The 25,513-nt window shown below is 73.6% G+C and carries 21 protein-coding genes; 9 read left to right on the forward strand and 12 right to left on the reverse strand.

Annotated features, from left to right (window positions below; genetic code table 11):
- Positions 1-95: 95 nt before the first annotated feature.
- Positions 96-1,451, reverse strand: a complete 1,356-nt coding sequence (locus OG711_RS34210) for a dipeptidase (RefSeq protein ID WP_329562468.1) — start codon at positions 1,449-1,451, stop codon at positions 96-98.
- Between the two features lie 176 nt (positions 1,452-1,627).
- On the opposite strand from OG711_RS34210, the gene OG711_RS34215 reads away from it, so the two are divergent.
- Positions 1,628-2,830 (forward strand): geranylgeranyl reductase family protein, encoded by a 1,203-nt coding sequence (locus OG711_RS34215; RefSeq protein ID WP_073795874.1) that lies wholly within the window; start codon positions 1,628-1,630, stop codon positions 2,828-2,830.
- 81 nt (positions 2,831-2,911) lie between these two features.
- Here the strand turns inward: OG711_RS34215 and OG711_RS34220 are convergent, their stop codons facing one another.
- On the reverse strand, positions 2,912-4,135 hold the full coding sequence (locus OG711_RS34220) for an MFS transporter (RefSeq protein ID WP_405674357.1): 1,224 nt from the start codon (positions 4,133-4,135) through the stop codon (positions 2,912-2,914).
- 323 nt (positions 4,136-4,458) lie between these two features.
- On the reverse strand, positions 4,459-5,238 hold the full coding sequence (locus OG711_RS34225) for a DeoR/GlpR family DNA-binding transcription regulator (protein ID WP_073795872.1): 780 nt from the start codon (positions 5,236-5,238) through the stop codon (positions 4,459-4,461).
- Positions 5,239-5,396: 158 nt separating this feature from the next.
- Between OG711_RS34225 and OG711_RS34230 the strand changes: the two genes are divergently transcribed.
- The 5 genes from OG711_RS34230 (at position 5,397) to OG711_RS34250 (ending at position 10,729) form a co-directional block, all read left to right on the forward strand.
- Positions 5,397-6,281 (forward strand): SIS domain-containing protein, encoded by an 885-nt coding sequence (locus OG711_RS34230; protein WP_073795870.1) that lies wholly within the window; start codon positions 5,397-5,399, stop codon positions 6,279-6,281.
- Positions 6,282-6,388: 107 nt separating this feature from the next.
- Positions 6,389-7,258 carry a class II fructose-bisphosphate aldolase gene (locus OG711_RS34235; RefSeq protein WP_073795869.1) on the forward strand — a complete coding sequence of 290 codons (870 nt, stop codon included), beginning with the start codon at positions 6,389-6,391 and terminating at the stop codon, positions 7,256-7,258.
- Positions 7,259-7,467: 209 nt separating this feature from the next.
- A complete protein-coding gene (locus tag OG711_RS34240) occupies positions 7,468-8,571 on the forward strand; it encodes an IS110 family RNA-guided transposase (protein WP_405673086.1) in 1,104 nt (367 codons plus the stop codon).
- A 153-nt stretch (positions 8,572-8,724) separates the two neighbouring features.
- On the forward strand, positions 8,725-9,273 hold the full coding sequence (locus OG711_RS34245; RefSeq protein WP_329562472.1) for a response regulator: 549 nt from the start codon (positions 8,725-8,727) through the stop codon (positions 9,271-9,273).
- 217 nt (positions 9,274-9,490) lie between these two features.
- Entirely contained in the window at positions 9,491-10,729 is a 1,239-nt protein-coding gene (locus OG711_RS34250; protein ID WP_073795864.1) for an ROK family transcriptional regulator, read from the forward strand.
- 455 nt (positions 10,730-11,184) lie between these two features.
- Here OG711_RS34250 and ilvY read toward each other — a convergent pair whose 3' ends face one another.
- The gene (gene ilvY, locus OG711_RS34255) at positions 11,185-12,033 is read right to left on the reverse strand and encodes an HTH-type transcriptional activator IlvY (protein ID WP_329562476.1); all 849 of its coding nucleotides are present in this window, start codon (positions 12,031-12,033) and stop codon (positions 11,185-11,187) included.
- Positions 12,034-12,120: 87 nt separating this feature from the next.
- Between ilvY and OG711_RS34260 the strand changes: the two genes are divergently transcribed.
- The gene (locus tag OG711_RS34260; RefSeq protein ID WP_329562479.1) at positions 12,121-13,623 is read left to right on the forward strand and encodes a ketol-acid reductoisomerase; all 1,503 of its coding nucleotides are present in this window, start codon (positions 12,121-12,123) and stop codon (positions 13,621-13,623) included.
- A gap of 31 nt (positions 13,624-13,654) precedes the next feature.
- Here OG711_RS34260 and OG711_RS34265 read toward each other — a convergent pair whose 3' ends face one another.
- Together OG711_RS34265 and OG711_RS34270 are read right to left on the reverse strand one after the other, a co-directional pair.
- Positions 13,655-14,218 (reverse strand): ATP-binding protein, encoded by a 564-nt coding sequence (locus OG711_RS34265; RefSeq protein ID WP_266512428.1) that lies wholly within the window; start codon positions 14,216-14,218, stop codon positions 13,655-13,657.
- A gap of 294 nt (positions 14,219-14,512) precedes the next feature.
- On the reverse strand, positions 14,513-14,854 hold the full coding sequence (locus OG711_RS34270; protein ID WP_073795854.1) for a hypothetical protein: 342 nt from the start codon (positions 14,852-14,854) through the stop codon (positions 14,513-14,515).
- A 347-nt stretch (positions 14,855-15,201) separates the two neighbouring features.
- Here OG711_RS34270 and cds1 point away from each other — a divergent pair, with 347 nt between their 5' ends.
- The gene (cds1, locus tag OG711_RS34275; RefSeq protein ID WP_266517893.1) at positions 15,202-16,320 is read left to right on the forward strand and encodes an L-cysteine desulfhydrase Cds1; all 1,119 of its coding nucleotides are present in this window, start codon (positions 15,202-15,204) and stop codon (positions 16,318-16,320) included.
- Between the two features lie 145 nt (positions 16,321-16,465).
- Here the strand turns inward: cds1 and OG711_RS34280 are convergent, their stop codons facing one another.
- Together OG711_RS34280 and OG711_RS34285 are read right to left on the reverse strand one after the other, a co-directional pair.
- The gene (locus OG711_RS34280) at positions 16,466-16,945 is read right to left on the reverse strand and encodes an SRPBCC family protein (RefSeq protein ID WP_073795852.1); all 480 of its coding nucleotides are present in this window, start codon (positions 16,943-16,945) and stop codon (positions 16,466-16,468) included.
- A gap of 67 nt (positions 16,946-17,012) precedes the next feature.
- Positions 17,013-17,858: a DeoR/GlpR family DNA-binding transcription regulator gene (locus OG711_RS34285; RefSeq protein ID WP_266512424.1), complete on the reverse strand. Its 846-nt coding sequence runs from the start codon at positions 17,856-17,858 to the stop codon at positions 17,013-17,015.
- A gap of 283 nt (positions 17,859-18,141) precedes the next feature.
- On the opposite strand from OG711_RS34285, the gene OG711_RS34290 reads away from it, so the two are divergent.
- Complete coding sequence (locus OG711_RS34290; RefSeq protein ID WP_329562482.1) at positions 18,142-20,856, forward strand: hypothetical protein; 2,715 nt, start codon at positions 18,142-18,144, stop codon at positions 20,854-20,856.
- 46 nt (positions 20,857-20,902) lie between these two features.
- On the opposite strand, the gene OG711_RS34295 is transcribed toward OG711_RS34290, so the two are convergent.
- The 4 genes from OG711_RS34295 to OG711_RS34310 all read right to left on the reverse strand — a co-directional run bounded on the left by OG711_RS34295 (position 20,903) and on the right by OG711_RS34310 (position 25,450).
- Positions 20,903-23,320 carry a right-handed parallel beta-helix repeat-containing protein gene (locus OG711_RS34295; RefSeq protein ID WP_329562484.1) on the reverse strand — a complete coding sequence of 806 codons (2,418 nt, stop codon included), beginning with the start codon at positions 23,318-23,320 and terminating at the stop codon, positions 20,903-20,905.
- 115 nt (positions 23,321-23,435) lie between these two features.
- On the reverse strand, positions 23,436-24,023 hold the full coding sequence (locus OG711_RS34300; RefSeq protein ID WP_329562486.1) for an Rv1733c family protein: 588 nt from the start codon (positions 24,021-24,023) through the stop codon (positions 23,436-23,438).
- A 115-nt stretch (positions 24,024-24,138) separates the two neighbouring features.
- Positions 24,139-24,963 (reverse strand): MOSC domain-containing protein, encoded by an 825-nt coding sequence (locus OG711_RS34305; protein ID WP_329562488.1) that lies wholly within the window; start codon positions 24,961-24,963, stop codon positions 24,139-24,141.
- A gap of 46 nt (positions 24,964-25,009) precedes the next feature.
- Entirely contained in the window at positions 25,010-25,450 is a 441-nt protein-coding gene (locus OG711_RS34310) for a DUF6643 family protein (RefSeq protein ID WP_073795840.1), read from the reverse strand.
- Positions 25,451-25,513 lie beyond the last annotated feature (63 nt).

Genomic DNA, 25,513 nt, shown 5'->3' on the forward strand with positions numbered 1-25,513 from the left:
CGGATCAGCACCGGTCACGGGCCCTGACCACCACCCGCCCCCGGGCCCCTGACGGTCACCCGCCCGGGCACGTGACCGTTACCCACCCGTCCCCGTCAGCTCCCCGCGTAGGCGCGCAGGAACAGGGCCTCCGTCAGGGACAGCCGCTCCAACTCCTGCGGCGACACGCTCTCGTTCGCCGCGTGGATACGGGCCTCCGGCTCGCTCAGCCCGATCAGCAGGATCTCCGCCGCGGGATACAGCGCGGCCAGCGTGCCGCACAGCGGGATCGACCCGCCCTGACCCGCGTACTGCATCCGCTCACCGGGGTACGCGGTGCTCATCGCCCCGGCCATCGCCGTGTACGCGGGACTCGTCGTGTCGGCGCGGAACGGCTGGCCCTCACCCGTCTGCTCGACGCGTACCCGGGCACCCCACGGGGTCCGGGAGGTGAGGTGGGCGGTGAGGAGCTTCGTCGCCTCGGCCGCGTCCACGCCCGGCGGCACCCGCAGACTGACCAGGGCCCGCGCCCGGGACTGCACCGAAGGCGTGGCGCCCACCACCGGCGGGCAGTCGATGCCCAGCACCGTGACGGCGGGCCGCGCCCAGATCCGGTCCGCGACCGTGCCCGACCCGATCAGCTCCACCCCGTCCAGCACATGCGCGTCCGCGCGGAACGCCTCCGGGTCGTACTGGAGCCCGTCCCACACCCCGTCACCGGACAGCCCGTCGACGGTGGTCGAACCGTCCTCGGCGCGCAGCGAGTCGAGGACACGGATCAGCGCGGCCAGCGCGTCCGGCGCGGCGCCGCCGAACTGCCCGGAGTGCAAATTGCCCTCCAGGGTCTCCATCTCGACCCGTACCATCGTCATCCCGCGCAGGGTCGTCGTCACCGTCGGCAGGCCCACCCGGAAGTTGCCCGCGTCACCGATCACGATGGTGTCGGCGCGCAGCAGTTCGGGGTGCTGCTCCGCGTACCGTTCCAGGCCGCCGGTGCCCTGTTCCTCGGAGCCCTCCACGATGACCTTGACGTGGACCGGGACGCCGCCGTGGGCCTTCAGCGCGCGCAGCGCCACCAGATGCATCACCAGACCGCCCTTGCAGTCGGCGGACCCGCGACCGTACCAGCGGCCGTCCCGCTCGGTCAGCTCGAACGGCGGGCTGTCCCAGGCGGCCTCGTCCAGCGGCGGCTGTACGTCGTAGTGCGCGTACAGCAGTACGGTCGGCGCGCCCTCGGGGCCGGGCAGGTAGCCGTACACCGACTGGGTGCCGTCGGGTGTGTCGAGCGTGGCGACGTCCTGGAAGCCCTCGGCGCGCAGCGCGCCCACGATCCAGTCCGCCGCGGCCTCGCTCTCGCTCCTCGGGAACTGCGCGAAGTCCGCCACCGACCGGAAGGCGACCAGCTCGGCCAGCTCGGTACGGGCCCTCGGCATCAGCGACGCGACGGTCTCGGCGAGAGGATTCGGCGACATGGGCACGCTCCTGACGGGTGCGACGTTGTACACGGTGATGTGTCGGTGCCTTCGCGGGTGCCGGGGTGTGCACGGCGCGGACGCTGGTGATCCTCCCACAGCGGGAAGCGGCGGCCACCGCCGTAGGATGCCTGATGGAAGCGCGGCAAGCTGTGGGATCGGAGCGGTAGACCAACGTGAGCAGCGAGAACTCTTCGGACGAGGCCCGTCATGTGTGGGACGTCGTCGTGGTCGGGGCGGGACCGGGGGGAGCCTCCGCCGCCTACGCGGCGGCCGTGGCGGGGCGCAGCGTCCTGTTGCTGGAGAAGGCCGATCTGCCGCGTTACAAGACATGCGGCGGTGGCATCATCGGTCCCTCCCGTGAGGCGCTGCCGCCCGGATTCGAGTTGCCGCTCCAGGACCGGGTGCACGCGGTGACGTTCACCCTCGACGGCAGGTTCGCCCGGACCCGCAGGTCCAAGCAGACCCTGTTCGGTCTGGTCAACCGCCCCGAGTTCGACCAGCGGCTGGTGGAGCACGCGCAGAAGGCGGGCGCCGAACTGCGCACGGGGGCCACGGTCACACGGGTGGAGCAGCACGGCCCGGCCGTCCCCGACCGGCGCACGGTGGCCGTCGTCCTCCAGGGCGGCGAGACGCTGCTGGCGCGGGCCGTGGTCGGCGCCGACGGCAGCGCGAGCCGGATAGGGGCGCATGTGGGGGTGAAGCTCGGCCAGGTCGATCTGGGTCTTGAGGCCGAGATCCCCGTTCCGCCGACGGTCGCGGAGGACTGGAAGGGCCGGGTCCTCATCGACTGGGGCCCGCTGCCCGGCAGTTACGGCTGGGTGTTCCCCAAGGGCGACACCCTGACGGTCGGGGTGATCTCCGCGCGCGGCGAGGGCGCCGCGACCAAGCGGTACCTGGAGGACTTCATCGCCCGGCTGGGGCTGGCCGGTTTCGAGCCGGGCATCTCCTCGGGGCATCTGACCCGCTGCCGCGCCGACGACTCCCCGCTGTCCCGGGGCCGGGTGCTGGTCTGCGGTGACGCGGCCGGGCTGCTGGAGCCATGGACGCGGGAGGGCATCTCCTTCGCGCTGCGGTCGGGGCGGCTCGCGGGGGAGTGGGCGGTGCGTATCGCGGAGTCGCACGACGCCGTCGACGCCCGCCGCCAGGCCCTCAACTACGCCTTCGCGGTGAAGGCGGGGCTGGGGGTGGAGATGAGCGTCGGCAAGCGGATGATGGCGGTCTTCGAGCGCAGGCCCGGAATGCTGCACGCCGCGCTGACGGGCTTCCGTCCCGCGTGGAAGGCGTTCACCCGGATCACCCGGGGCACCACCACGCTCGGCGAGGTCGTCCGTACCCATCCGGTGGCGGGCCGGCTGCTCTCGTCCATCAACCGCTGACGGCTCCGCCCTCGCGACCGCCCTGCCCCAGGTGCCGCGTACGGGTCCCGCCCGCCCTTGGACACCCGGGGCCGCGGTGTCTCAGCCGTGGGCCGGGGCGGTCCGGGTGTCGCGGATCGCCCAGGCGATCACCGAGGCCACCGCGGCGAGGAGTGCCACGCTGGTCAGGGCGGTGGGCAGGGAGAACCAGTCGGCCATGAAGCCGATCGCGGGCGGAGCCAGCAGCAGGCCGCCGTAGCCCAGGGTGGAGGCGGCGGCTATGCCGTTCGGTCCGGCGAGGGCTCCGGCGCGTTCCACGGCCACCGGGAAGATATTGGCGAGCCCGAGGCCGGTGACGGCGAAGCCGGCCAGCGCCAGCCACAGCGTCGGGGCGAGTGCGGCGACGAGCATGCCGACCGCGGCGGTCGCGCCACCGGCGACCAGGGTGCGGGTGCGGCCCAGCCGCTCCAGCAGGGTCGTCCCCGAGAACCGGCCGATCGTCATGGTCAGGGCGAAACACGAGTAACCCGCCGCCGCGACACCGGGATGGGCGGCCAGGGTCTCCTCCAGATGCAGCGCGCCCCAGTCGGCGAGCGCGCCCTCGCCGTACGCCGTGCACAGCGCGATCACACCGAACACCAGGACCAGCCGCCGGGTACGGGGCTCCATCCGGTGCGCCGCCTTCCGCGCGGGCGCGTCGGCCGGGGTGGCGGGGCCCGCCGGTACGGGATCGGGGATGCCGTGGCGCAGCAGCGGTCGGGCGGCGACGGCGGTCACCACGAGTCCGATGACGGCGAGTCCGAGCAGGTGCCGGGTGGGCGACAGCTGCCCCGCGACCAGTCCGCCGAGTCCGGCGCCGAGCATCCCGCCCAGGCTGTACGCGGCGTGGAAGGCGGGCATGACAGGACGCCGGATCGCGTTGACCACGTTCACCGCCGCGCTGTTGAGGGCCACGCTCATCGAGCCGTAGGCGGCGCCGAACAGCAGCAGCACCAGGCCCAGGGACAGGGCCGACCGGGTCAGCGGGGGCAGGATCACGCTCAGGGACATCAGCGCGGCGCAGGCGATGGAGACCCGGAGGCTGCCGAAGCGGCGGCACAGCCGGCCGGTGAGCATCATCGTGATCACCGCCCCGGCCGACACACCCAGCAGGGCGAGGCCCAGGGTGCTGGCCGTGGTGCCGGTCTGCTCCTTGATCGCGGGGATACGGACGATCCAGCCCGCGAAGATGAATCCGTCGAGGGCGAAAAAGACGGTGAGGGGGCCGCGAGGGTAGGCGGACGTGCTGGTCGTCCCGGGGGTCGCGAGTTTGTTTATTATCGGCACAAAGTGAGGGTAGGGGCCGTGCCGGGGTGCGGGCAAGGGGGTTCGCGGTGGTCTGCGCGGTGACGGGCGGGGTGCCCTTCGCCGTCCCTTGGGAGTGGATTGCGAGGTGCGGTGAGGGGGTCGACCTGGCCCGGATGTCTTCCCGTCGATGCCGGATGCCGGATGCCGGATGCCGGATGCCGGATGCCCGGTGCTCGGTGCCCGACGGTGTCCAGGCGACCCGCTGCCTGGTGACGGCCCGCTGCCCGGTGGCGGCCCGGCATCCCGGCGCCCGATGACATCCCGATGCCCGGTGATGTCTCGTCGCACCCGGGGCCGTCCGGTCAGACGGTCATGACCCTGATGCCCGCGTCCTCGAAGCGTGCCAGTGCCGCCGGGTCGGCGGCCGTGTCCGTGACCAGGGTGTGGACGCCCTCGGCGGGGCGGATGCGGGCGAAGGCGCGGCGGCCCAGCTTGCTGGAGTCCGCGGCCACGACGATCCGCTCGGCGCGCTCGCACAGCAGCCGGTTCGTGGCGGCCTCGGCCTCGTCATGGGCGGCGGCGCCGTGGACGGCGTCGAACGCGACGACACCGAGGACGGCCACGTCGAGGGTGATCTGCGCGAGGACCGTGTCGGCCAGCGGGCCGGTCAGCTCGTACGACTGGGGGCGGGCGACACCGCCGGTCAGCACGATCTTGAACTGGGGGCGGATCGCCAGCTCGTTGGCGATGTTGAGCGCGTTGGTGACCACCGTCAGGGCGGGGGTGCCGGACGCCAGGTCGGTGCGTACGGCGAGGGCCCGCGCCACCTCGGTCGTCGTCGTCCCGCCCGTCAGCCCGACGGCCTCGCCCGGTGCGACGAGAGCGGCCACGGCGGCGGCGATCCGCTGCTTCTCCGAGGCGTGCCGCGCGGACTTGTAGCGCAGCGGGAGTTCGTACGAGACGCCGTGCACCACCGCGCCGCCCCGGGTGCGCACCAGCATCTGCTGTTCGGCCAGTTGGTCGAAATCGCGACGGATCGTCGCCGATGAAACCCCGAGGGTGGAAGCGGCCTCTTCCACATCGAGGCGTCCGCGTTCCACCAGCAGTTCCAGCAGCGACTTCCACCGGGCGTCGCGGGACATCGGCGTGCTCCCTTCCAGATCTTCCGTGACCCTAGCGTAGCTTCCTGAGACCCGAGAATGCTTGAAGATGCTCGAAAGTCCACTGTATCTTGCAGAAAAACGCATCACCTGACGCGTGTGACAGCGACGCGTGTGACAGTGGGGAGAGGAAAACCGGCATGAGTCATGTCGAGAACGAACTGAACAGCCAGCCCGAGTGCTGGACCCGCGCCGCCGCGCTGGCCGCCGACCATCGCGCGGCCCTGCCCGCGCCCGGCGAACGCGTGGCCGTCGTGGGCTGCGGCACCTCGCTGTTCATGGCGCAGTCCGCCGCGGCCCTGCGCGAGGACGCGGGTCAGGGCGAGACCGACGCCTTCGCCGCCTCCGAGTTCCCCGGCCACCGCGCCTACGACCGGGTGGTCGCCCTCACCCGCTCCGGCACCACCACCGAGGTACTGGAGCTGCTGGCGTCCCTGCGCGGCCGGGTCCGGACCACCGCGGTCACCGCCGACCCCGCCACCCCGGTGATGGACCTCGCGGACGATGTCGTGGTCCTCGACTTCGCCGACGAGAAGTCCGTCGTGCAGACCCGCTTCGCCACCACCGCCCTCACCCTGCTGCGCGCCCATGTGGGACGCCACACCGAGGACGCGGTCACCGACGCCCGCACCGCGCTCGCCGACCCGCTGCCCGAAGGGCTCGTCGACCGCACCCAGTTCACGTTCCTCGGCCGCGGCTGGACCGTCGGCCTCGCGAACGAGGCCGGACTCAAGATGCGTGAGGCGGCCCTCGCCTGGACCGAGGCGTACCCGGCGATGGAGTACCGCCACGGCCCCATCAGCATCAGCACCACCTCCACCGTCACCTGGATGTTCGGCGAGGCGCCCGACGGGCTCGCCGAACAGGTCCGCGCGACCGGCGGACGCTGGATCGCCGGGGGCCTCGACCCGCTCGCCGAACTCGTCCGCGCCCAGCGCCTCGCCGTCGCCGTCGCCGCCGCCCGCGGCCTCGACCCCGACAGCCCCCGCCACCTCACCCGCTCGGTGATCCTCGACTCGCCCTGACCACCCGCGCTCCCCGCTCCGGGCGCCGCACCCCTCCCGCGGCGCCCGGAGCGGGGTACCCCCGGCCGCCCGTCCGGGGACAGGAACCACAGAGGAAGGAGGGGCCCGTGCCCCTCGCAGCAACCGGAGACCTCGTCGCGCAGGCCGCGGCCGCCCGCGGTGCCGTCGCCGCGTTCAACATCATCACGCTGGAGCACGTCGAGGCGGTCATCACCGGCGCCGAGGCCGTGGGCGCCCCCGTCGTCCTCCAGATCAGCGAGAACGCCGTCAAGTTCCGATACGGACGGCTGCTCCCGCTCGCCCGCGCCGCCGTCGCCGCAGCCGAACGCGCCGAGATCCCCGTCGCCCTCCATCTGGACCATGTCCAGAGCGACGACCTGCTGCGGCAGGCCCCCGACGCCGGATTCAGCTCGGTGATGTACGACGCGGCCCGGCTGCCGTACGCCGAGAACCTCGCCACCACCCGCGCCGCCGCCGAGTGGGGCCACCAGCAGGGCCTGTGGATCGAGGCCGAACTCGGCGAGGTCGGCGGCAAGAACGGACAGCCGCCGCTCGACGCCCACGCGCCCGGCGCCCGTACCGACCCGGACCAGGCACGGGAGTTCGTCGCCGCCACCGGGGTCGACGCGCTCGCCGTCGCCGTCGGCAGCTCGCACGCCATGACCACCCGCACCGCCGCCCTCGACCACACCCTGCTCACGGACCTGTCGGCCGCACTCACCGTCCCGCTCGTGCTGCACGGCTCGTCCGGCGTGCCCGACGGCGAACTGCGCCGGGCCGTCGCCGGAGGGATCGCCAAGGTCAACGTCGGCACGGCGCTCAACGCCGCGATGACTCGTGCCATCCGGGGGTTCCTCGCGGCGAACCCCGAGGCCGTCGACTCACGCAAGTACCTCAGCGTCGGACGCGAGGCCATGGCGGCCACTGTCCAGGACCTGATCACCGTGCTGCGCTCCGCGTCCCCGGCCGCCGCCTGACAATGAGGATGTTCGTGAGCGTTCCCCGGCGGGGTCTGACCCACCGCCTGACTGACTCAGGGTCCTCAACGGGATCTGTCGGCCCCGTTCGGGGGGCGCTCGTGTGCATCCGTCGGGCCGGGGGACGTGACTTCATAAGAGCCTGGCCAGAGGCCCCATCACTGTCTTGTCCGCCCTCCCGGCCGACGGGTGCCATCCCACCCGGTCGAATGGACAGGACGGCACAACCCACGATGGCACAGCACCAGGTCGAGGTCACCGGCGGCGTCGACACCCACAAGGACACCCACACCGCGGCGGCGATCGATTCGGCGGGCCGGGTCCTGGGCTCGGCCCAGTTCCCCGCTTCCGCGCTCGGCTACCGCAAGCTTCTGACCTGGCTCTCTTCCTTCGGCACCCTGCTGATGGTCGGGGTCGAGGGCACCGGCGCCTACGGCGCCGGCCTTGCCCGCTACCTGCGTGAACACGACGTGAGGGTGGTCGAGATCGACCGCCCGGACCGCAAGACACGCCGCTGGCAGGGCAAGTCCGACCCGGTCGACGCCGAGGCGGCGGCGCGGGCCGCGCTCGCCGAACGCCGCACCGGCACCCCGAAGTTCCGGGACGGCCGGGTCGAGGCCCTGCGGGCGCTGCGGGTCGCCCGCCGCAGCGCGGTCCAGCAGCGGGCCGACGTCACCCGGCAGATCAAGAACCTGATCGTCACCGCGCCGGAAGGCGTCCGCACGATGCTGCGGTACCTGAAGGACAAGGACCTCCTGGCCGTCTGCACGGGCTTCCGCCCGGGCCTGGACCAGGCGGGCGATCCGGTCACCGCGACGAAGATCGCCCTGCGGTCCCTCGCCCGCCGCCACCGAGGCCTGGGCCAGGAGATCGACGAACTGGACGAGCTGATAGCCCCGCTCACCCAGAAGATCAACCCTGCCCTGACCGAACTGAACGGCGTCGGCCCGGACGTCGCGGGCCAGCTGCTGGTCACGGCCGGGGACAACCCCGACCGGCTCCGCTCGGAAGCGGCGTTCGCCATGCTCTGCGGCGTCGCCCCGCTGCCCGCGTCATCCGGCCGAACCCACCGCCACCGCCTCAACCGGGGCGGCGACCGGGCCGCGAACGCGGCCCTCTACCGGATCGTTCTCTGCCGCCTGCGCTGGGACCAGCGCACCCGCACCTACATGGAACGTCGCACCAGGCAGGGCCTGTCGAAGAAAGAGATCATTCGCTGCCTCAAGCGGTTCGTCGCCCGCGAGATCTACCACGCCCTGACCACCACGAACGCCACAGCAGCGGCCCCAAGCCACCTCACAACCGCTGCTTGACATCCATAAGAGCATCCCGGACGCCGCGGCCCCCCGGAGCCGGTGCACCGCACCGGCTCCTTCCGGCCGGGATCGTGGCGGATCTGACACGCTCTGTATCCCCGCAGTCGCTCCAGGCATATGCTGAGTGGCCCCAAGCGAGGGGAATGCGGCATGCCGTCGGACGCCAAGATCCTCATCGTCGCCGACCATGAGGACACGCTCTACGCGCTGGAGAGCGCGCTGTCCCCGCTCACGCACGAGGTCGTCTGCGCCACGAGCGGTGACGCGGCACTGAAGGAAGTCCTGCGCGGGAACATCGGTCTGCTGCTGCTCGACGTACGGGTCCCGGACGTCGGCGGCCTGGAGGTCGTGCGCTATATGCGGCGGGTCGAACAGACCCAGTACATACCCATCGTCCTGCTCACCGGCTTCGGACCGGACGCGGCCCTCTCCTCGGCCGCGCTCCGGCTCGGGGTCGCGGACCTGATCCCCAAGCCCGTCGATCCCTGGGCCCTGCGCACCAAGGTGAGTTATCTGTTCCGCACCCATCAGCGGCTGCGGGCGATGGAATGCGAACTGCGCGAGCTGCGGACCAGACCCCCGTCCCGGACCCTGTTCGGCCGGGGACGGGCCGTCGGCCGCACCCGCGGGGTCGACCCGCGGAGCCCGGTCCCGCTGGAGCTGCCGCTCCAGCCCGACTCGGCACCGCAGGGCGGCTGACCCCGCCCCCCGACCACTTCTCCCCGTACCCGCGCCCCGGCCCCCGCGCCGCGACCGGGTACGGGGACCGTCCGCATCACAGCCACCACTGGCACCAAAGCCGCCACAGCCGCCGCGTCGTCGGGTACCGGACAGCGGTGCCGCCGCCATGGGCCGACGCCCCGTCCCGGGGCCCGGCCGGACCGCGCGGTGCGCCGATCATGGGAGACTCGCCCTCATGAACGGCAAGGCGGCACCGAGGACGGTGGGGGACGGGTCCACGCGTACCCGGCTGGAACGCGGACGCGGCGCGCTGGGGCCCGCGTTGGCACTGGTGCACACGGGACGGGCACCCACCCGGGCCGTCCTCACCGCGGAACTGGGCGTCACCCGGGCCACCGCCGGGGCGGTCGCCGCCGAGCTGGAGGCCCTCGGACTCATCCGGGTCGACTCCCACCCCAGCGCCGCCACCGGTTCCCAGGGCCGCCCCTCGCACCGGCTGCACCTCGCCGAGGACGGCCCCGTCGTGCTCGCCGGACAGATCCACGCCGACGGACTGCGGGTCGCACTCGTCGGCCTCGGCGGCCGGATCGTCGCCACCGCGTCCCGGCGCGCGGCCGTCGACGCCGACCCGGCCGGTGCCCTCGGGACCGTCGTCGCCGCCGGCGCGGAACTCCTGGCCGCCACCCCGCGCCGCTGTGTGGGCGCGGGACTCGCCGTCCCGTCCGCCATGACCGAACCCGAGGGCGCCGCCCTCAACCCGCTGCATCTGGCCTGGCCACCGGGCTCCCCGGTCCGCGAGGTGTTCGCCGACCAGGTGCGCGCCGCCGGGATCACGGGCCCCGCGCGCGCGGGCAACGACGTCAACCTCACCGCCCTCGCCGAGCACCGGCACGGCGCGGGTCGGGGCGCCCGCGACCTGCTGTGCGTGGCCACCGGACACACGGGTGTCGGCGGCGCGCTCGTGCTGGACGGGAAGCTGCACACCGGGAGTTCCGGGCTCGCCCTGGAGGTCGGTCATCTCCCGGTCCGCCCGGAAGGCGGGCACCGGTGCTATTGCGGCGGCCGGGGCTGCCTGGACGTCGAGACCGACCCCCACGCCTTCCTCACCGCGGCGGGCCGCGACCCGGGCCCCGGGACGTCCGTCCTCCAGCAGGCCCGGGACCTCATCCGCGACGCGTACGACGAGCCCGCGATCCGGATCGCCACCGAACTGCTCATCGACCGGCTCGGGCTGGGGCTCGCCCAGCTGGTCAACATCCTCAACCCGGACCGGATCATCCTCGGCGGGCTCCACAAGGCGCTCCTCGAAGCGGACCCCGAACGGCTGCGGGCCGTGGTCGCGGACCGTAGTCTGTGGGGCCGCAGCGGGGGTGTGCCGATCCTGCCGTGCGTCCTGGACCACAACAGCCTTGTCGGCGCGGCCGAGCTGGCGTGGCAGCCGGTCCTGGACGACCCGCTGCGCATCGCCCCCTGACCGTCCGCCTTCCCGCACGCCCCGAGGTCCGCCCGTCCGTGGATGCGCGGTTCCCCGCGCCCCTGGGTACTCGCAGGTGGGCCCACTTGTTCCTGTGCGGGTTCGACGGGGGTGCGCAGTTCCCCGCGCCCCTTTGGGGCGTCGACTCCGGCCGGTTCCCCGGGTGCGGGTGCTCCCGGCCGCAGCCGACGAGATACCCCAGGCGGCACCCTCCAGGGGCGCGGGGAACTGCGCACCCCACGAGCGACCCGCACGCGAACAAGTCCGGTCCGCACCGCGTACCCAGGGGCGCGAGGAACCGCGCACCCACGAACGACCCGTACAGAAACAGGTGCGGTCCGCACCGCGTACCCAGGGGCGCGGGGAACCGCGCACCTCACGAACCACCCGCACGGGACAAGCGTGCGTGGGAACCCGGGGCGCGAGGTACCGGCGACCCGGCCGACGGCACCGCGTCACGCCGTGAGACTCCACAACGCCGCGACCAGCGGCCTGCGCAGATCAGGCCGCCGCACGCACAGCCCGATCGTCAGCGGATCGGGCCCCCGCTCCACCGCCACGACCGCCAACCGCTCCCGCACCGCGCTGTGATCGAGCACCAACCGCGGCACCACCCCCGTACCGCAGCCCAGCGCGACCAGGGTCAGCAACGCCTCATGGCCGTCCGGTTCGGCGCCGATCACCGGCGCACGCCCGTGCGCACGCAGCCACCGCTGCGCGGCCTCCCGCACCAGCCCCCGGCGCGGCAGCACGAACGGACCCCGCACCCCCGGGTCCGGCCGCTCCCGCGCGGTCACGAACACCAGGTCGGTGACCGCCACGGTCCGGGTGACCAGCGCGTCCGGGACCCGTTGCGGCACACCGGCCACCGCGACCTCGACCTCCCCCTCGTCCAGCCGGGCCAGCGCGGTCGCCGCGTCCCCGGTCCGCAGATCGAGACGGACGCGCGGATGCGCCGCCAGGAAGGGGGCGAGGAGCGAGGGCAGCAGCGTCTGGCAGGCCGTCACCGTCGCGAACACCCCGAGCGTGCCGCTCAGCTCCACCGGGTCCTGATGCCCCGCCCGGTACGTGTGCCACAGCTCCAGCGCCCGCGTCGCGTACTCCCGGAAGCGATGGCCCTCCGTCGTCAAAGACACCCCGCGCGGACCCCGGTCGAACAGCCGGTGCCCCACCCGGGACTCCAGCCGCTGGACGGTCCGGGTCAGGGTCGCCGCACTGACATGGCACTCCAGACTCGTCCGCCCGAAGTTCAGCGTCCCCGCCAGATGCAGGAAGACCCGCAGCTCCTCGTACTGATCCGACACGTCCCACCTGCGTCTTTCATCTCACGCAACGCCCCGCTGCGGAAGTTGCGCTTGCCGCAACAGTGCGCCGGAGCCTACAACCACCCCATGACATCGAGGAACCAGAACCTTCCGGAACCGGCCGTCGGCAACACCTTCTCCTCCGCCGTCTTCCCGCTGGAGACCATGGACGTGCCAGGCGGCACCGAGACCGTCCTGCGCGGCGGACGCCATCTCTTCCCGCTGCTGCCGACGGCCTTCGCCGGGGTCCGCAGCATCGGCGTGATCGGCTGGGGGCCGCAGGGCCGCGCGCAGGCCCGCAATCTGCGGGACTCCCTCGCGGGCACCGGCATCCGCGTCACCGTCGGTCTGCGCCCCGGCTCGGCGTCCGCCGCCGACGCCCGCGCCCACGGCTTCACCGAGGCCGACGGCACCCTCGGCGACTGGCTCGACGTGACCGCGGCGAGCGACCTCGTCATCCTGCTCATCGCGGACGCCGCGCTCGCCGCCCACCACGAGCGGGTCTTCGCCGCGCTGAAGCCCGGCGCCACCATCGGACTCTCGCACGGCTTCCTGCTCGGACATCTGCGCTCCCTCGGCGGTGGCTTCCCCGCCGGGCACGCCGTCATCGCGGTGTGCCCCAAGGGCATGGGCGACTCGGCGCGCCGCCTCTACGAACAGGGCGCCGAGGTCAACGGCGCCGGGATCAACAGCAGCTTCGCCGTCCACGCCGACCCCGACGGGCACGCCGTCGACCGCGCGCTGGCCTGGTCCGTCGCGCTCGGCTCCCCGTACACCTTCCGGACCACCCTCGGCAGCGAGTACCTGTCCGACATCGTCGGCGAGCGCGCGATCCTCCTCGGCGCGGTCCACGGTCTGGTCGAGACCCTGTACCAGCACCACCGGATCGCGGGCGCCGACCCGGTGACCGCGTACGAGCGTTCCTGCGAGAGCATCACCGGACCGCTGGCCCGCATCATCTCCCGTGACGGGCTGCGGGCCGTCCGCGACGGACTCGACCCCGCCGGACGGGACACCTTCGACCGCGCGTACACCGCCGCCTACCGCCCGGCGCGCGATCTCGTCGCGGAGATCTACGACGAGGTCGCCGACGGCACCGAACTGCGCAGTGTGATCCTCGCGGAGGCCCGGCTCACCGCCCGTCCCATGACCCGGATCGGCGGTTCCCCGATGTGGGCGGCCGGAGCCGAGGTGCGGGCCCGCCGGGCCGGCCGGGGCACGGCCGTGGACCCCGTCACCGCCGGGATGTTCGTCGCGACGATGACCGCGCAGATCGACGAGTTCGCCGAACGCGGCCACCCCTGGTCGGAGATCGTCAACGAGTCCGTCATCGAGGCCGTGGACTCCCTGCTGCCGTACATGCACGCCCGCGACATCGCCCATATGGTCGACAACTGCTCCCGGACCGCGCGGCTCGGCGCCCGCCGCTGGGGCCCCCGCTTCCAGGCGGCGTACCAGCAGATCGCGCTCCCGGCGGCGGACGCTCCCGCGGACCCCGCGCTCGTCGCCGCCTTCACCGCGCACCCGGTGCACGAGGCGCTGAGCGCGGCGGCGAAGCTGCGGCCGTCGGTCGACATCGCGGTGGGCTGACCGCCACGGGTGACCGTGCGGGCCCGGCCCGTCAGCCGACGACCGCGGGTCCCACCGGGACCTGGCCGGGCCGGGGCCCGTCCGCCGCCGGTCCGACGGGCACGAGCCCGGGTACGGCGGCGACGGCCACCAGGACGTCCAGCCCGGTCGTCGTCGATCCGTAGACGGCGTGTCCGGGGACGGCCACCACGGGCGACGGGGCAGCGGCCGGAAGGGTGAACCACACCACCTTGCCGGAGTCCCCGAACGGCCGGGCCCCCCAGCTCTCGCTGACGGCGGCCACCATCGCGAGGCCCCGGCCACAGGTGGCGAGGGCGTCGGCGACATTGAGGTCGGGCAACCGGGGATCACGGTCGCGCACCGACACCGTCAGCCGGCCGAGCAGCAGCTCGATGTCGACGGTGCAGGTCTTGTCGGGCTGGGCGTGCCGGTGGACGTTCGTCAGCAGTTCGGTCACCCCGAGCGCCGCGTGGTCTATGAGGCCGTCCACATGCCAGTAGCGCAGTTGCGCGGAGATGATTCTGCGGATCTGTCCGATCCGCGACGGCAGGGCTTGCAGCTCCACCGTGCAGTGCCTGCTTGGCTCGCTGGTCACGGCTACGACTCCCCGAATTGAGGTCCGGAAGAGGACGCGGTTACCGAAGTCAGCAGGTCGGCCCCACCGAGCCGCCGCCTGCTGCGTGTCCGGCGAGCTGGTTCGCAGCGTGATCGCCGGTAAACCCAGAGTAAAGTGAGACCAGAGTGACTCACGGGTCACCACCCCGCAACTCGCGCCCCGCATCCGGTGCCCCGGCCGTCCGCAGCGCTCCCCCCTCGGGGCCCGTTCGGAGCCGTCCGCTCGGACCCGGACGCTTCCGTCCCGCGCGGCCGTTCCCCGCAGCCGCCCGGCTCAGCCGTTCCGTTCGCCCCGGCCTGGGCGCTCGCCCGCGCGGCGTACCGCCTCCACGAAGCGACGGGCCGCCGAAAGACCCGGGGCGCCCGGCGGGGTCTCGCCGGGGTCAAGGGTGAGGTTGTAACGCGTGCCGTTGACGTCCGCGTGCGCGCGGCCGTCCGGCGCGAACCATGATGTGCCCGCGCGGACCGAGCCCACCGGCGCGCTGTCGATCTCGCTGCCGTAGCTGGTGAGCAACTCCAGCCTGCCGTCCGCGATACGGATCTGACCGGCCCGGGTCAGCGAACGCAGCCGTCTGCCGATCCGCACCCCGCTGGCCGCGAACTCCGGTTCCCCCATCGTCCGCCCCTCCTTCGTCGCCTCGAACCCACGCCCGGCCGCCGCCGGGACGGGCCCTTCGGCCCCCGTACGGTCAGGGTGGCAGTGTGCCCCGGTGCGGCGGCGGGCGCCAGAGCGCCGTCCGCCCGGTCCCCCCGTTCCCCTTTGAGCTGCCCAAAGCAGTGTTTATGCAGGTGAGGTGAGGTGCGGTGGCGCCTATGATCGAAGGCATACGGCCCGATCGACCGGTGCGTCCGGCTGGTGCCCCGGCACCGCGGTGACGCCGAGGAGACGCGATGAGCACCCCCCGAGCGGCACATCAGCCCGACCCGTCAGGCGCCCGTGGTCCGGTCGGCGGCGGTGAACCGATGCCCACCCTCGACACCGACCGCACCGATCCCGGCTACCGGGACTGGCTCAAGGAAGCCGTACGGAAGGTGCAGGCCGACGCCAACCGGTCCGCCGACACCCATCTGCTCCGTTTCCCGCTCCCCGAGGCGTGGGGCATCGATCTCTACCTCAAGGACGAGTCGACGCACCCCACCGGCAGCCTCAAGCACCGGCTCGCCCGCTCGTTGTTCCTCTACGGCCTGTGCAACGGCTGGATCCGTCCGGACCGCCCGGTCATCGAGGCGTCCAGCGGCTCGACGGCCGTCTCGGAGGCGTACTTCGCCAAGCTGATCGGCGTCCCGTTCATCGCGGTGATGCCCCGTACGACGAGCGCCGAGAAGGGCCGACTGATCGAGTTCCACGGCGGCCGGTGCCACTTCGTGGACGACCCCCGCACGATGTACGAGGAGTCCGCGGCCCTCGCCGCCGCGACCGGCGGCCACTACATGGACCAGTTCACCTACGCCGAGCGGGCCACCGACTGGCGCGGCAACAACAACATCGCTGAGTCCATCTACCGTCAGCTGGAGCTGGAGCGCTATCCGGAACCGGCGTGGATCGTCGCCACGGCCGGTACCGGCGGCACCTCGGCGACCCTCGCCCGGTACGTCCACTACATGCAGTACGACACCCTGATCTGTGTCGCCGACCCCGAGAACTCCTGTTTCTACGAAGGCTGGACGACCGGTGACCCCGATGTCACCACCGACCGGAGTTCCCGTATCGAGGGCATCGGCCGCCCCCGGATGGAACCCAGCTTCGTACCGGGCGCCGTCGACCGGATGATGAAGGTGCCCGACGCGGCGTCGGTCGCCACGGTCCGCGCCCTGGAGGACGCCATAGGCCGCCGGGCGGGCGGCTCGACCGGGACCGGGCTGTGGAGCGCGCTGAAGATCGTCTCCGAGATGGTCGCGGCGGGCCGTACCGGCAGTGTCGTGACCCTGCTGTGCGACCCCGGCGACCGCTACCTCGACAAGTACTACTCCGACGACTGGCTGGCCGCCCAGAACCTCGACATCACCCCGTACCGGACGGCACTCGACACGTTGTTCCGCACGGGGAAGTGGGTGGGCCAGGACTCCGTCCCGCCTGCCTGAGCCCCTCGGGCTGCCTGAGTTCCCGGTCTGCCTGAGGCCCTCCGGATGCCGCCCCCGAAGGTCGATCCGTGGACGTCGTCGCCCGGCAGCCGGCAGCCGGCAGCCGGTCGCCGTCGCCGGGTGCCGGTCACGCCCCCGCGCCCGGTCAGCTCTCCGTCGGTTCCAGTCGCTCCGCCAGCGACTCCATCGCTTCACGGAACGAGCTGCCGAGCCCCGAACGGGCCCGCCGTAACGCGAACCGGAACACCGCCGTGCCGTCCGCCGCGAAGGTCCACTGCACCCGGGTACCGTCCGGGGTCGGCGTCAGCAGCCACTCCTCCAACAGCCCCCGCGCGCCAGGGACGTTGGTGCGGTCGACCCGGTAGGCGTACTGCGCGGGCGCGTCCACCGCGATCACCGTCTCCTCGAACCGGCCCCCGCCCCGCAGCCGCACCACCCGCCGCTTGCCGCCGTCCGCCGACCGGGCCTCGGTCACGGCCCCGAACCACAGCGGCCAGTCCTCCACCTGTCTCGCGAGAGCCTGGAACACCGCGTCCGGAGCGGCCGGGATCTCCCGGGCGAACACCAGCCGCACCGGGGCGGTACTGGCGAAGTCGAGCCCCACCGGGCTCAGACTGTGTGTCATACGAGGCCCCCCTCACAGAGTCCGGCGCCGGAACACGGCGCCCGCTTCAGCGATGAGCAGGGTCACCCTAATGGGCCGCCTCGCGGATGTCTGCACCGCCCTCGGCGTCCTCGCCCGCCACTATCAGCCGCCGCAGCCGCTCGGTCACCTCCGCCCGCGCCTCGGCGGGCAGCCCGGTGTCCGTGACGAGAGTGTCCACCTGGTCCAGTGAGGCGAAGGAACTCAGGCCCACCGTGCCCCACTTGGTGTGGTCCGCGACCACGACCACCCGCCGTGCGGAACGCACCAGCCGGCGGTTCGTCTCCGCCTCCGCGAGGTTCGGGGTCGAAAGCCCCGCCTCGGCCGATATCCCGTGCACCCCGAGGAACAGCACATCGAAGTGGAGCGCCGCGATCGCCTGGTCGGCCACCGGGCCCACCAGGGAGTCCGACGGCGTACGCACCCCGCCGGTGAGCACCACCGTGGACGAACCGGTACGACCAGCGCCGCGCTGCGCCACATGGAACACGTCCGCCACCCGCACGGAGTTGGTCACCACCGTCAGCTCCGGGACGGCGAGGAGGCGCTGGGCGAGCGCGTACGTGGTGGTGCCGCCCGACATCGCGATCGCCGTGCCCGGTACGACCAGCGCCGCCGCGGCCCGCGCGATGTCCTCCTTGGCGGTCAGCTCCAGCGCGGACTTCGCCTCGAACCCCGGCTCGTGCGTACTCGCCTCGACCACCGGGACCGCGCCGCCGTGCACCTTCTCCAGCACGCCCTGCCGGGCGAGGGCGTCCAGATCGCGGCGCACCGTCATGTCCGACACCCCGAGCTTGCGCGTGAGTTCGTTGACCCGGACACCACCGCGGCGGCGCACCTCGTCCACGATCAGGGCGCGGCGCTGCTCCGCGAGGAGGTTCTGGTTCTCACTCACGTCCGTCACGCCCCTGCCCGTCGGAGGCGGCCGACCACGTCGCCCGGCTCCCCGCGCCGTGCTCCCCTCGCGCCACGCGTCGTCTCCTCTCCCGGGGGGACCCGAGATCCCCGAGGACCCCCCATCCTCGCACGAGGCACTGACACGCCCGACGGCACGGGGGCGCGCCGGACACCCACAAGCTCACCTCATTCGGGGAGATTCCGTCATGACCGGTGCACCCGCTCCCGGTACGCGCGATTCTGGCTGCCTCACACGATTTACCCGCCTCGGGGGAAGCGTCATGCAGCCTGCGGAACGCGCGTCCTCACCACCCACGGCACCACTCGCGGCACCTCGTCCGGCGCCGGGCGCGGCCCTGGAACTCCTGGTCCACGGGGTCGGCGGGGCCACGGCCACGGGCATGCTCGACGACCCGCACACGGTCCGGGTCACCGGCGACGGCATCGCGGCCGTCCACCGCCGCTTCGTCGACCTCGACGCCGAACGGCGCTCGTGCGCGCCGGACGGCCGGCCGGTCCCGGAGGCGTACGTCTGGTCCAATCTGACCTCCGGCAGCGGCAGCCGCGCCCTGTGGCTCCTGCTGCTGCCGTTCATGGTCGTCAACCTCGCCCACTGGATGCGGCCGCCGTCCCACGGGCGCGACCGGACGGCCAGCGGGTACGGGCTGCTGGTGCGGCTCGTCGCGCTGAGCCTCACGGTGCTGCTCGTCGCCGCCGTCTGCCAGGTCGCGCTCGACCTGGTCGCCTGGCAGTGCGCGGGCACACGCGCGTGTGCCGCGCGGTACTCCTGGCTCCGCTTCCTGTCGCCCGACCTCGACCCGGGCGGCTGGTGGTCCGGGCCCGGCCGCCGGCTCGCGCTCGCCGCGCTGGTCCCGGCCGCCGTCACCGGCCTCCTCTGGTACCTGTCGCACCGCACCTGGAGCGTCTACGAGTCCGCGGAACCCCCACCCCCGGGCCCACCCCTCACCGACCCGCCGGACGACGGCACCTCACCGCCCGACGGCACCCGGTCGCCCGACGGCACCTCGCACGCGACCGCTTCCGCCGATGGACCCGCCTCCGCCCCGCGTGCCGCGTCTGCCGCCCGTGTTCCCGGCCCGGCGCACGGCGCGAACCGATCCACCGACCGCACCGACCGCCGCCCGGACCACGGCACTGACCCCACGGACCGCGCGGACCCCACCGGGCACCCCACCGCCCGCGCCGAACACCACCCGGACCACCCCACCGACCACGCGCACCCCGCCCCCGGGGCACCCGACGCCGGCACCACCCCCCTGGCCCGGCCCGGGTTCTGGTACGGGCGGCGGCTGGTGGCCCGGCTCCGGGCCGCGCACACGGCCGCCGCGTTCCTCACCGTCGCCGCCGCCGTCGCCACCCCCGTCGGCCGTTTCGACCTCCGCTCCGGAGGCCCGCCCTGGCTCGGCGCGGCCGGGCTCCTGCTGCTCGTCGTGATCGTGGCCGGGGCGGCCGTCGCCGTCGCTGTGATCTGCCGCCGGGGCCGCAGCGAACGCCACCTCGACCGGCACCCGGACGGTCCCCTCGTACGGTTCCTGCCGTCGGCGGCCCTCGCCGTGCTCGTCCTCGCCGCCGGATACGCCTTGTGGCCCCGGCCCGGCTGGCGGTCCGGTGGAAGGCTTCCCGGGGACACGGCCTTCGGCGCCCTGATGCTGCTCCAAGGCGTCCTCGTCCTCGCGCTCGCCGTGACCGCCCGTCTGCTGTACCGCGCGGGACCCGCGCCGCGCACCGCGCTGCGCGGCTTCGGCGGCCCCGCCGTCGCGGTGCTGGCCTGCGCCCTCGGCGGGGTGATGACCGGTGGCGTCGCCCAGCGGGTCGCGGACTGGCTCGACGGCTCCGGCACCCCCGGCGGGGCGGGTCCCCTGCCCGGCCCGCCGGTCCTGCTCACCTGGCAGGCGTCGGTGATCCCCCCGCTGCTGCTGGTCATAGCCCTGGTCCTGGTACGGCTGTCCGTCGCCACGCTGCGCCGGGCCCGCGCCGAGGCCCCCCGGGTACCCGCGGACTACCCGGACGAGCACCCGGCCGACCCCGGCGACCCGTACGCCCCGCCCGCCGGGGACACCGCACGGGCCCGCCGGATCGCCCTGACCCGTGCGGGGGCCGCGCTCACCGACCGGGCCCCGGTGGCCGTCGGGGCGCTGGCCGTGACGACGCTGCTGTTCGGCGCGTTCGCCCTCGCCGGGGCCTGGGGGACCGGTGAGGTGCCCGGGGACGCGGCCCAGGGCACCCCCGATCTCGTGGCGGGCGCCGCCGACACGGCCCAGGCCGCCGGATCGTGGCTCATAGGAGCCGGGTTCCTGCTGCTCGTCGCCTGGGGCCGACGTGCCTACCGGGACCCACGGGCCCGCCGTACGATCGGCATCCTCTGGGACGTCGGCACCTTCTGGCCCCGCGCGGCGCACCCCTTCGCACCGCCCTGCTACGCGGAACGCGCCGTGCCCGACCTCACCTGGCGGGTCGACACCTGGACCCGCGCCACCCGGGGCCGGCTCGTCATCTCCGGACACTCCCAGGGCAGTGTCCTCGCCGCCGCGGCGGCCTGGCAGCTCGCCCCCGACGTCCGGGCCCGGGTCGCCCTGCTCACCTACGGCTCGCCCCTGGAGCGGTTGTACGGGCGCTGGTTCCCGTCCTGCTTCGGCCCGGCCGCGCTGGACGCGCTGCACCGCGAGGTGGACTGCTGGCGCAATCTGTACCGGGACACCGACCCCATCGGCGGTCCGGTCCGGCTGACCGGCTCCTGCGGACCCGCCGTCGACCGCCCCGCGCTGCGCGACCCGCTGGCCTTCGGCCGTACTCCCGAGCACCCGCTGCCCGCACCCGTCCTCGGGCACTCCGACTACCAGGCCGACCCGGCGTTCGAGGAGGAACGCGCGCGACTGCTGCGCCGCCTCCGTCCGGGCACGCTGCCCGCGCCCCGGCCCGCCGAGCGGCCGTACGAGCCGCGGGAGGCGCCGGAGCCGCCCGTCGGAGCCGGATGACCGGACGGCCGGGACCATACGGTCCGTACGGTGCCGTCGGGGCGGGTCACGGCAGGTCGGGCAGATCCTCCGGGTAGAGCAGGGTCAGCTCGTCCGTGCTGGGCTCGGCGAGCTGGGCGACCCGGCCCGCGTGCCGCTCGACCATCGCCTCGAACGTCTGCCGCGCGGTGCGGCCGTTGCCGAAGGCGGGGCCCTTGGGCAGGACCGTGAAGTACTTCAGCAACGCCTCCGGCGCCGCCTCGCCGAGCCGGTACTCGTGCTCCTCCGCCTGCTGCTCCACGATCCTCAGCAGCTCGTCGGGCATGTAGTCGTTGAAGGTGATGGTCCGGGAGAAACGCGACGCCACACCCGGGTTGGTCGCCAGGAACCGCTCCATCTCGGCGGTGTACCCCGCGACGATGACGACCACGGCCTCCCGGTGGTCCTCCATCAGCTTCACCAGGGTGTCGATCGCCTCCCGGCCGAAGTCCCGGCCCGAGTCCTCCGGTGACAGCGCGTACGCCTCGTCGATGAACAGCACTCCGCCGCGCGCCCGGTCGAACGCCTCCTGGGTGCGGATCGCGGTCGACCCGATGTGCTCACCGACCAGGTCCACCCGGGACACCTCCACGAGATGCCCCTGTTCCAGCACCCCGAGGGAGGCGAGGATCTCGCCGTACAGCCGGGCCACGGTCGTCTTGCCGGTACCGGGGGAGCCCGTGAAGACCAGGTGCCGTCGTGCGGAGGCGGCCTTGAGGCCCGCCTGCTGCCGGCGCCGGCCGACCTCGATCATGTCGGTGAGCGCCCGTACCTCGCGCTTGACGCTCTCCAGACCGACCAGGGTGTCGAGTTCACCGAGCACGGCGTCCGAGGACCGCGCGGGCTCGGCGGGCGGTTCCGCGACCGCCGGGACCGCGCGTGGCGCCGGGCCGGCCGACAGGAGTCCCACCGAACCGGAGACCGTGGCCGTCGCCGCGGCTCTGGGCAGCGGATCGGGTGTGCTGGTCCTGTGTATCCCGCCGCTCTCGTCGCTGGTGCAGTCCTCGGCGACGGGCCCGTCCTCGGAGAACTCGTACCCGCCGCGCGCGCAGCGCTCCGTACGGCACTTGCGCAGGGTCGTACGGCAGCCGTCTATGACATGGAAGCCGTACCCGCCGCTGCCGGTGACCTTGCATCCGACGAGGGTGCCCCGGCCGCCCGCCGAGACATAGAAGCCCGCCTCGGCGGGGGAGGTGACGGTGCAGCGTTCGATGGTCGGGTCGGCGCCCTTGGTCACGATGACCCCGGTCTGCACGGTGTCCACCGTGCAGTTCGCGAGGGTGCCGCCGCTGCCGTGGTCGCGGAACCACGCGCCGGTCGCGGCCTCCCGGATGCGGCAGTCGTCGAGCTGGGCCGTCGCCCCGTCGCTCACCGACACCGCGGTGTTGCGCACCTGGGTGAGATCCGTGTCGACGACATCCGCGCGGGAGCCGCGGTCCAGTACGAACAGCGCGTCGGGCACGTCCCGGACCCGGCACGAGTCGAGGACGACCGCGGCGCCGTCGCTGACCCACACCGCCGGGTAGTCGCCGGTGCTGTCGTGGATCTCGCACTGATGGGCGTCCACCCGGGTGCCCGGGTCCCACACCGACAGACCGTTGCGGCCGAACCGGCTCACCGTGGAGCGGGTCAGGGTCAGCACCGAACGCGACCTCAGATCGACCGCGTTCTCCGGGATGTCGTGGATGCGGCAGTCCGCGAGGGTCAGCACCGCGTCCGTGTCGAGGGTGATCCCGTCGGCGGTCGTGCGGTGCACGTCGCAGTCCGTCAGATGGGCCGTGGCCCGCGCGGTGACCTGCACACCGGAGCCCTTGACCTCGTACACCTCGCAGCCGAAGCCCTCCAGCGTCGAGCCCTCACCGGTCACCGAGATGCCGGGACCCGACGCGTGGTGCACCCGGCAGCGCTCCAGCCGGGGGCGTCCGCCGTCGCGGACGGCTATCCCGGACTGTCCCGCCGCGACGACCTCGCACTCCTCGAAGACACCGCCCCCGCCGTCCAGGACCGCGATACCTATCCCGGCCGGGTTGTCCACGGTGCAGCGCCGTACCGTCGGCCGCGCGCCCCCGCGCACCTCTATGCCCACCGCGGACCGGGTCACGATCCGCAGATCGGACAGCTCGGGCGCGCTGTCCTCCACGAGCAGCGCCGGGGAGGCGGAGTCCTGGCCCTCCAGCAGCAGGTCCTGGACGGCGGCCGGGGCGCGCACGGTGAGCGGCACCCCGTCGACCGGCGCGATCCGCACCGAACCCGCCGACCCCTCGGGGCCGCGCAGCGTCACCGCGCGCTGGATCACCAGGTTCTCCCGGTAGGTCCCGGGCGCGACGGTGAGTACGTCGCCGTCCCCCGCGGCTTCCAGCGCCGCGGCGAGGGAGGGGTACTCACCCGTGCGGCGCCGCCACCGTGATGTACCGCTGTGCGTCACCTGGACCGTGCCCTGTGCCATGGCGCTGTTCTGTCCCCACCTCGTCGTACGCGGGTGTCGCGAGTGCTGCCGAAGACCTCGGCCGGTCCACCGTAGCGTGTACGGGGGAGCCGAGTTGACCGGAGCGGAAGGCCGGTCAGCGGCCCGTGCCCGTCCGGCCCCAGTCGGGACCGGCCCGCTCCCACGCCTGGTCGAGACGCCGGTACCGGCGGCGCACCAACTCACCGACGGCCAGCCGCCGCACGACGTCGACCAACGCGGCCAGCACCGCCACGGTCCACCCGCCCGCGAGGACCGCGTGCACGGTGACCGCGTCCGGGGCCATCGGCGGGGCGGTGATCCGGCCCCGTGGATCGGTCCATACCGGGAACCGGCTCCCCGCGCGCGGGGCATCGAGGCCGGAGGCGACCGGGCCGGTCCGGGGCGTGCCGTCCGGACCCGTCCAGCGGGCCGTGACCCTGCCGTCCTCGTCGTCCTCCGGGAGCGCCGCGCGGCCGGGCGTCACCCGGAGCACGGTCGCCGTCGTCCGGTACCGCTCCCGGTGCTGCTCGCGCACCGACTGCGTCAGGCTCCGCTCGGCCGCCGACCCGGCGAGGACACCCGCCACCGGTGCCGCGCACAGTGTCAGCAGCAGGGCCCCGAGCGCCAGCCACGCCTCGACGGCGTCCGTACGGCGGCGCAACGGGTTGTGCCGCCAGCGCCACACTCCGACCATCGCTCGCACCCCGCGCCCCTCCCTCTCCCTGTCCGTGATAGCCCGTCATGGCGCCGTCCGCGCCGGGGAATCACGAAGAGAGAGCGAAATCACCAGCCCCGGCGGGGCCGTACCGCGCGGGACGTCACCCCAGGACGGTGACGGGGTCGCCCACCCGCAGGGTGCCGGTGTTCTCCGGGACGAGGTTCTGCCCGAAGACGAGCTGATCGCCGAAGCGGCGGTGCCGGGCGAGGGTCCGCAAGGGTTCCCGGCCGCGTTCGGCGGTGCGCTGGTCGGTCGTCGTCACCACACAGCGCCCGCACTTCTTGGCGACGCGGAAGGTGACCTCACCGATCGCGATCCGTCGCCAGTCGTCCTCGGCCCACGCGTCCGTCCCGTCGACCACGGCGTTCGGCCGGAACCGGTCCATCGGCAGTGGGCCCTCCGAGGCGTGCGTGCCCTGCGCCACCAGGTCGTTCAGCGCGTCGAGCGAGGCGCGGGTGGTGAGCAGCAGCGGGAATCCGTCGGCGAAGGACACGGTCTCCCCCTCGCGGGCGTACCCCGGGTCGATCGAGCGGCGGACCGCCGGATCGTCCATGTGCACCAGCCGGACCGGGATCCCGAGGAACTCGCTGAACCACGTGTGCGCGGCGTCGTCGGCGGACACCGCCTCGACCTTGTCGCGCCAGATCTGCACCGGGGTCGTCGCGCCGGGTTCCGGCACGGGCACCGTGACGGGCGCGAGGCCGGGTGCGGACAGCCGGACGGCTCCACCGGACAGCGAGCGCGCGCGCACCAGCGCGAGCCGGGCCTGCTGGCGCTGGGTGACGACCTTCGCCCCCTCGTCGACGAGCATCCAGCGGCGGTCGCCCGCGAGTCCCCACGGTTCCACGACGGCCTCGTCGGGCGTCTCGCCCTGAACCGCCTTCACCGGGTGGACACGCAGGGACACAAGCACTGGTTTCGCCATGCACCCATCCTGCCAGCAGGGTCGGACGAACCCCCGCCCGCGCCCGTCAGTAACCGCGGTACTGGCGGTTGTACGGGTCCTCGTACGGGGTCGGACCCGGAGCGGGCCGCGGGGCCGCGGGCCGCATGGCCTCGTAACCGGTGCCCTGCGGCGGCCGGGGCTGCTGCTGCGGGCCGGGGTAGCCGCGCGGGCCGCCCGGCTGCTGCGGGATGTACTGGCCCGGGTGCTGCATCGGCGCGGGCTGCGCGGCCGGCGCGTATCCGTACTGCTGCGGGTACTGCTGCGGAGAAGGGGCCGCCGGCAGCGCGGGAAGCGCGGAGGGCAGCGCGGGCAGATGGTGACTGCCGGTGTCGTACGCGGCCGGGACCCGGATCGGGGCGATCTGAGGTGTGCCCCGCTCTGCGACGAGGGAGTCGTAGATAGGGGTGTCCCGGAAGGACGGCGCGGAGTAGAAACCGCCGCCATAGGTGGAACGGGGGGAGGTCATGCCACCTAAGTTAAGCCCACGATGTGCTGGTTGGGGAGACCGATAAGAGGGTTGTTTTCCGTG

Origin of the sequence: Streptomyces uncialis (assembly GCF_036250755.1) — a bacterium.
Taxonomy (GTDB): Bacteria; Actinomycetota; Actinomycetes; order Streptomycetales; family Streptomycetaceae; genus Streptomyces; species Streptomyces uncialis.

Excerpts from the sequence above, each read along its gene's own strand:
- OG711_RS34210 (WP_329562468.1), bottom strand. The coding sequence starts at position 1,451 with ATGTCGCCGAATCCTCTCGCCGAGACCGTCGCGTCGCTGATGCCGAGG.
- OG711_RS34225 (WP_073795872.1), bottom strand. The coding sequence starts at position 5,238 with ATGTCCCGCGACGCCCGGTGGAAGTCGCTGCTGGAACTGCTGGTGGAA.
- OG711_RS34230 (WP_073795870.1), top strand. The coding sequence starts at position 5,397 with ATGAGTCATGTCGAGAACGAACTGAACAGCCAGCCCGAGTGCTGGACC.
- OG711_RS34240 (WP_405673086.1), top strand. The coding sequence starts at position 7,468 with ATGGACAGGACGGCACAACCCACGATGGCACAGCACCAGGTCGAGGTC.
- OG711_RS34245 (WP_329562472.1), top strand. The coding sequence starts at position 8,725 with ATGCCGTCGGACGCCAAGATCCTCATCGTCGCCGACCATGAGGACACG.
- OG711_RS34250 (WP_073795864.1), top strand. The coding sequence starts at position 9,491 with ATGAACGGCAAGGCGGCACCGAGGACGGTGGGGGACGGGTCCACGCGT.
- OG711_RS34260 (WP_329562479.1), top strand. The coding sequence starts at position 12,121 with ATGACATCGAGGAACCAGAACCTTCCGGAACCGGCCGTCGGCAACACC.
- OG711_RS34270 (WP_073795854.1), bottom strand. The coding sequence starts at position 14,854 with ATGGGGGAACCGGAGTTCGCGGCCAGCGGGGTGCGGATCGGCAGACGG.
- cds1 (WP_266517893.1), top strand. The coding sequence starts at position 15,202 with ATGCCCACCCTCGACACCGACCGCACCGATCCCGGCTACCGGGACTGG.
- OG711_RS34280 (WP_073795852.1), bottom strand. The coding sequence starts at position 16,945 with ATGACACACAGTCTGAGCCCGGTGGGGCTCGACTTCGCCAGTACCGCC.
- OG711_RS34290 (WP_329562482.1), top strand. The coding sequence starts at position 18,142 with ATGCAGCCTGCGGAACGCGCGTCCTCACCACCCACGGCACCACTCGCG.
- OG711_RS34295 (WP_329562484.1), bottom strand. The coding sequence starts at position 23,320 with ATGGCACAGGGCACGGTCCAGGTGACGCACAGCGGTACATCACGGTGG.
- OG711_RS34305 (WP_329562488.1), bottom strand. The coding sequence starts at position 24,963 with ATGGCGAAACCAGTGCTTGTGTCCCTGCGTGTCCACCCGGTGAAGGCG.
- OG711_RS34310 (WP_073795840.1), bottom strand. The coding sequence starts at position 25,450 with ATGACCTCCCCCCGTTCCACCTATGGCGGCGGTTTCTACTCCGCGCCG.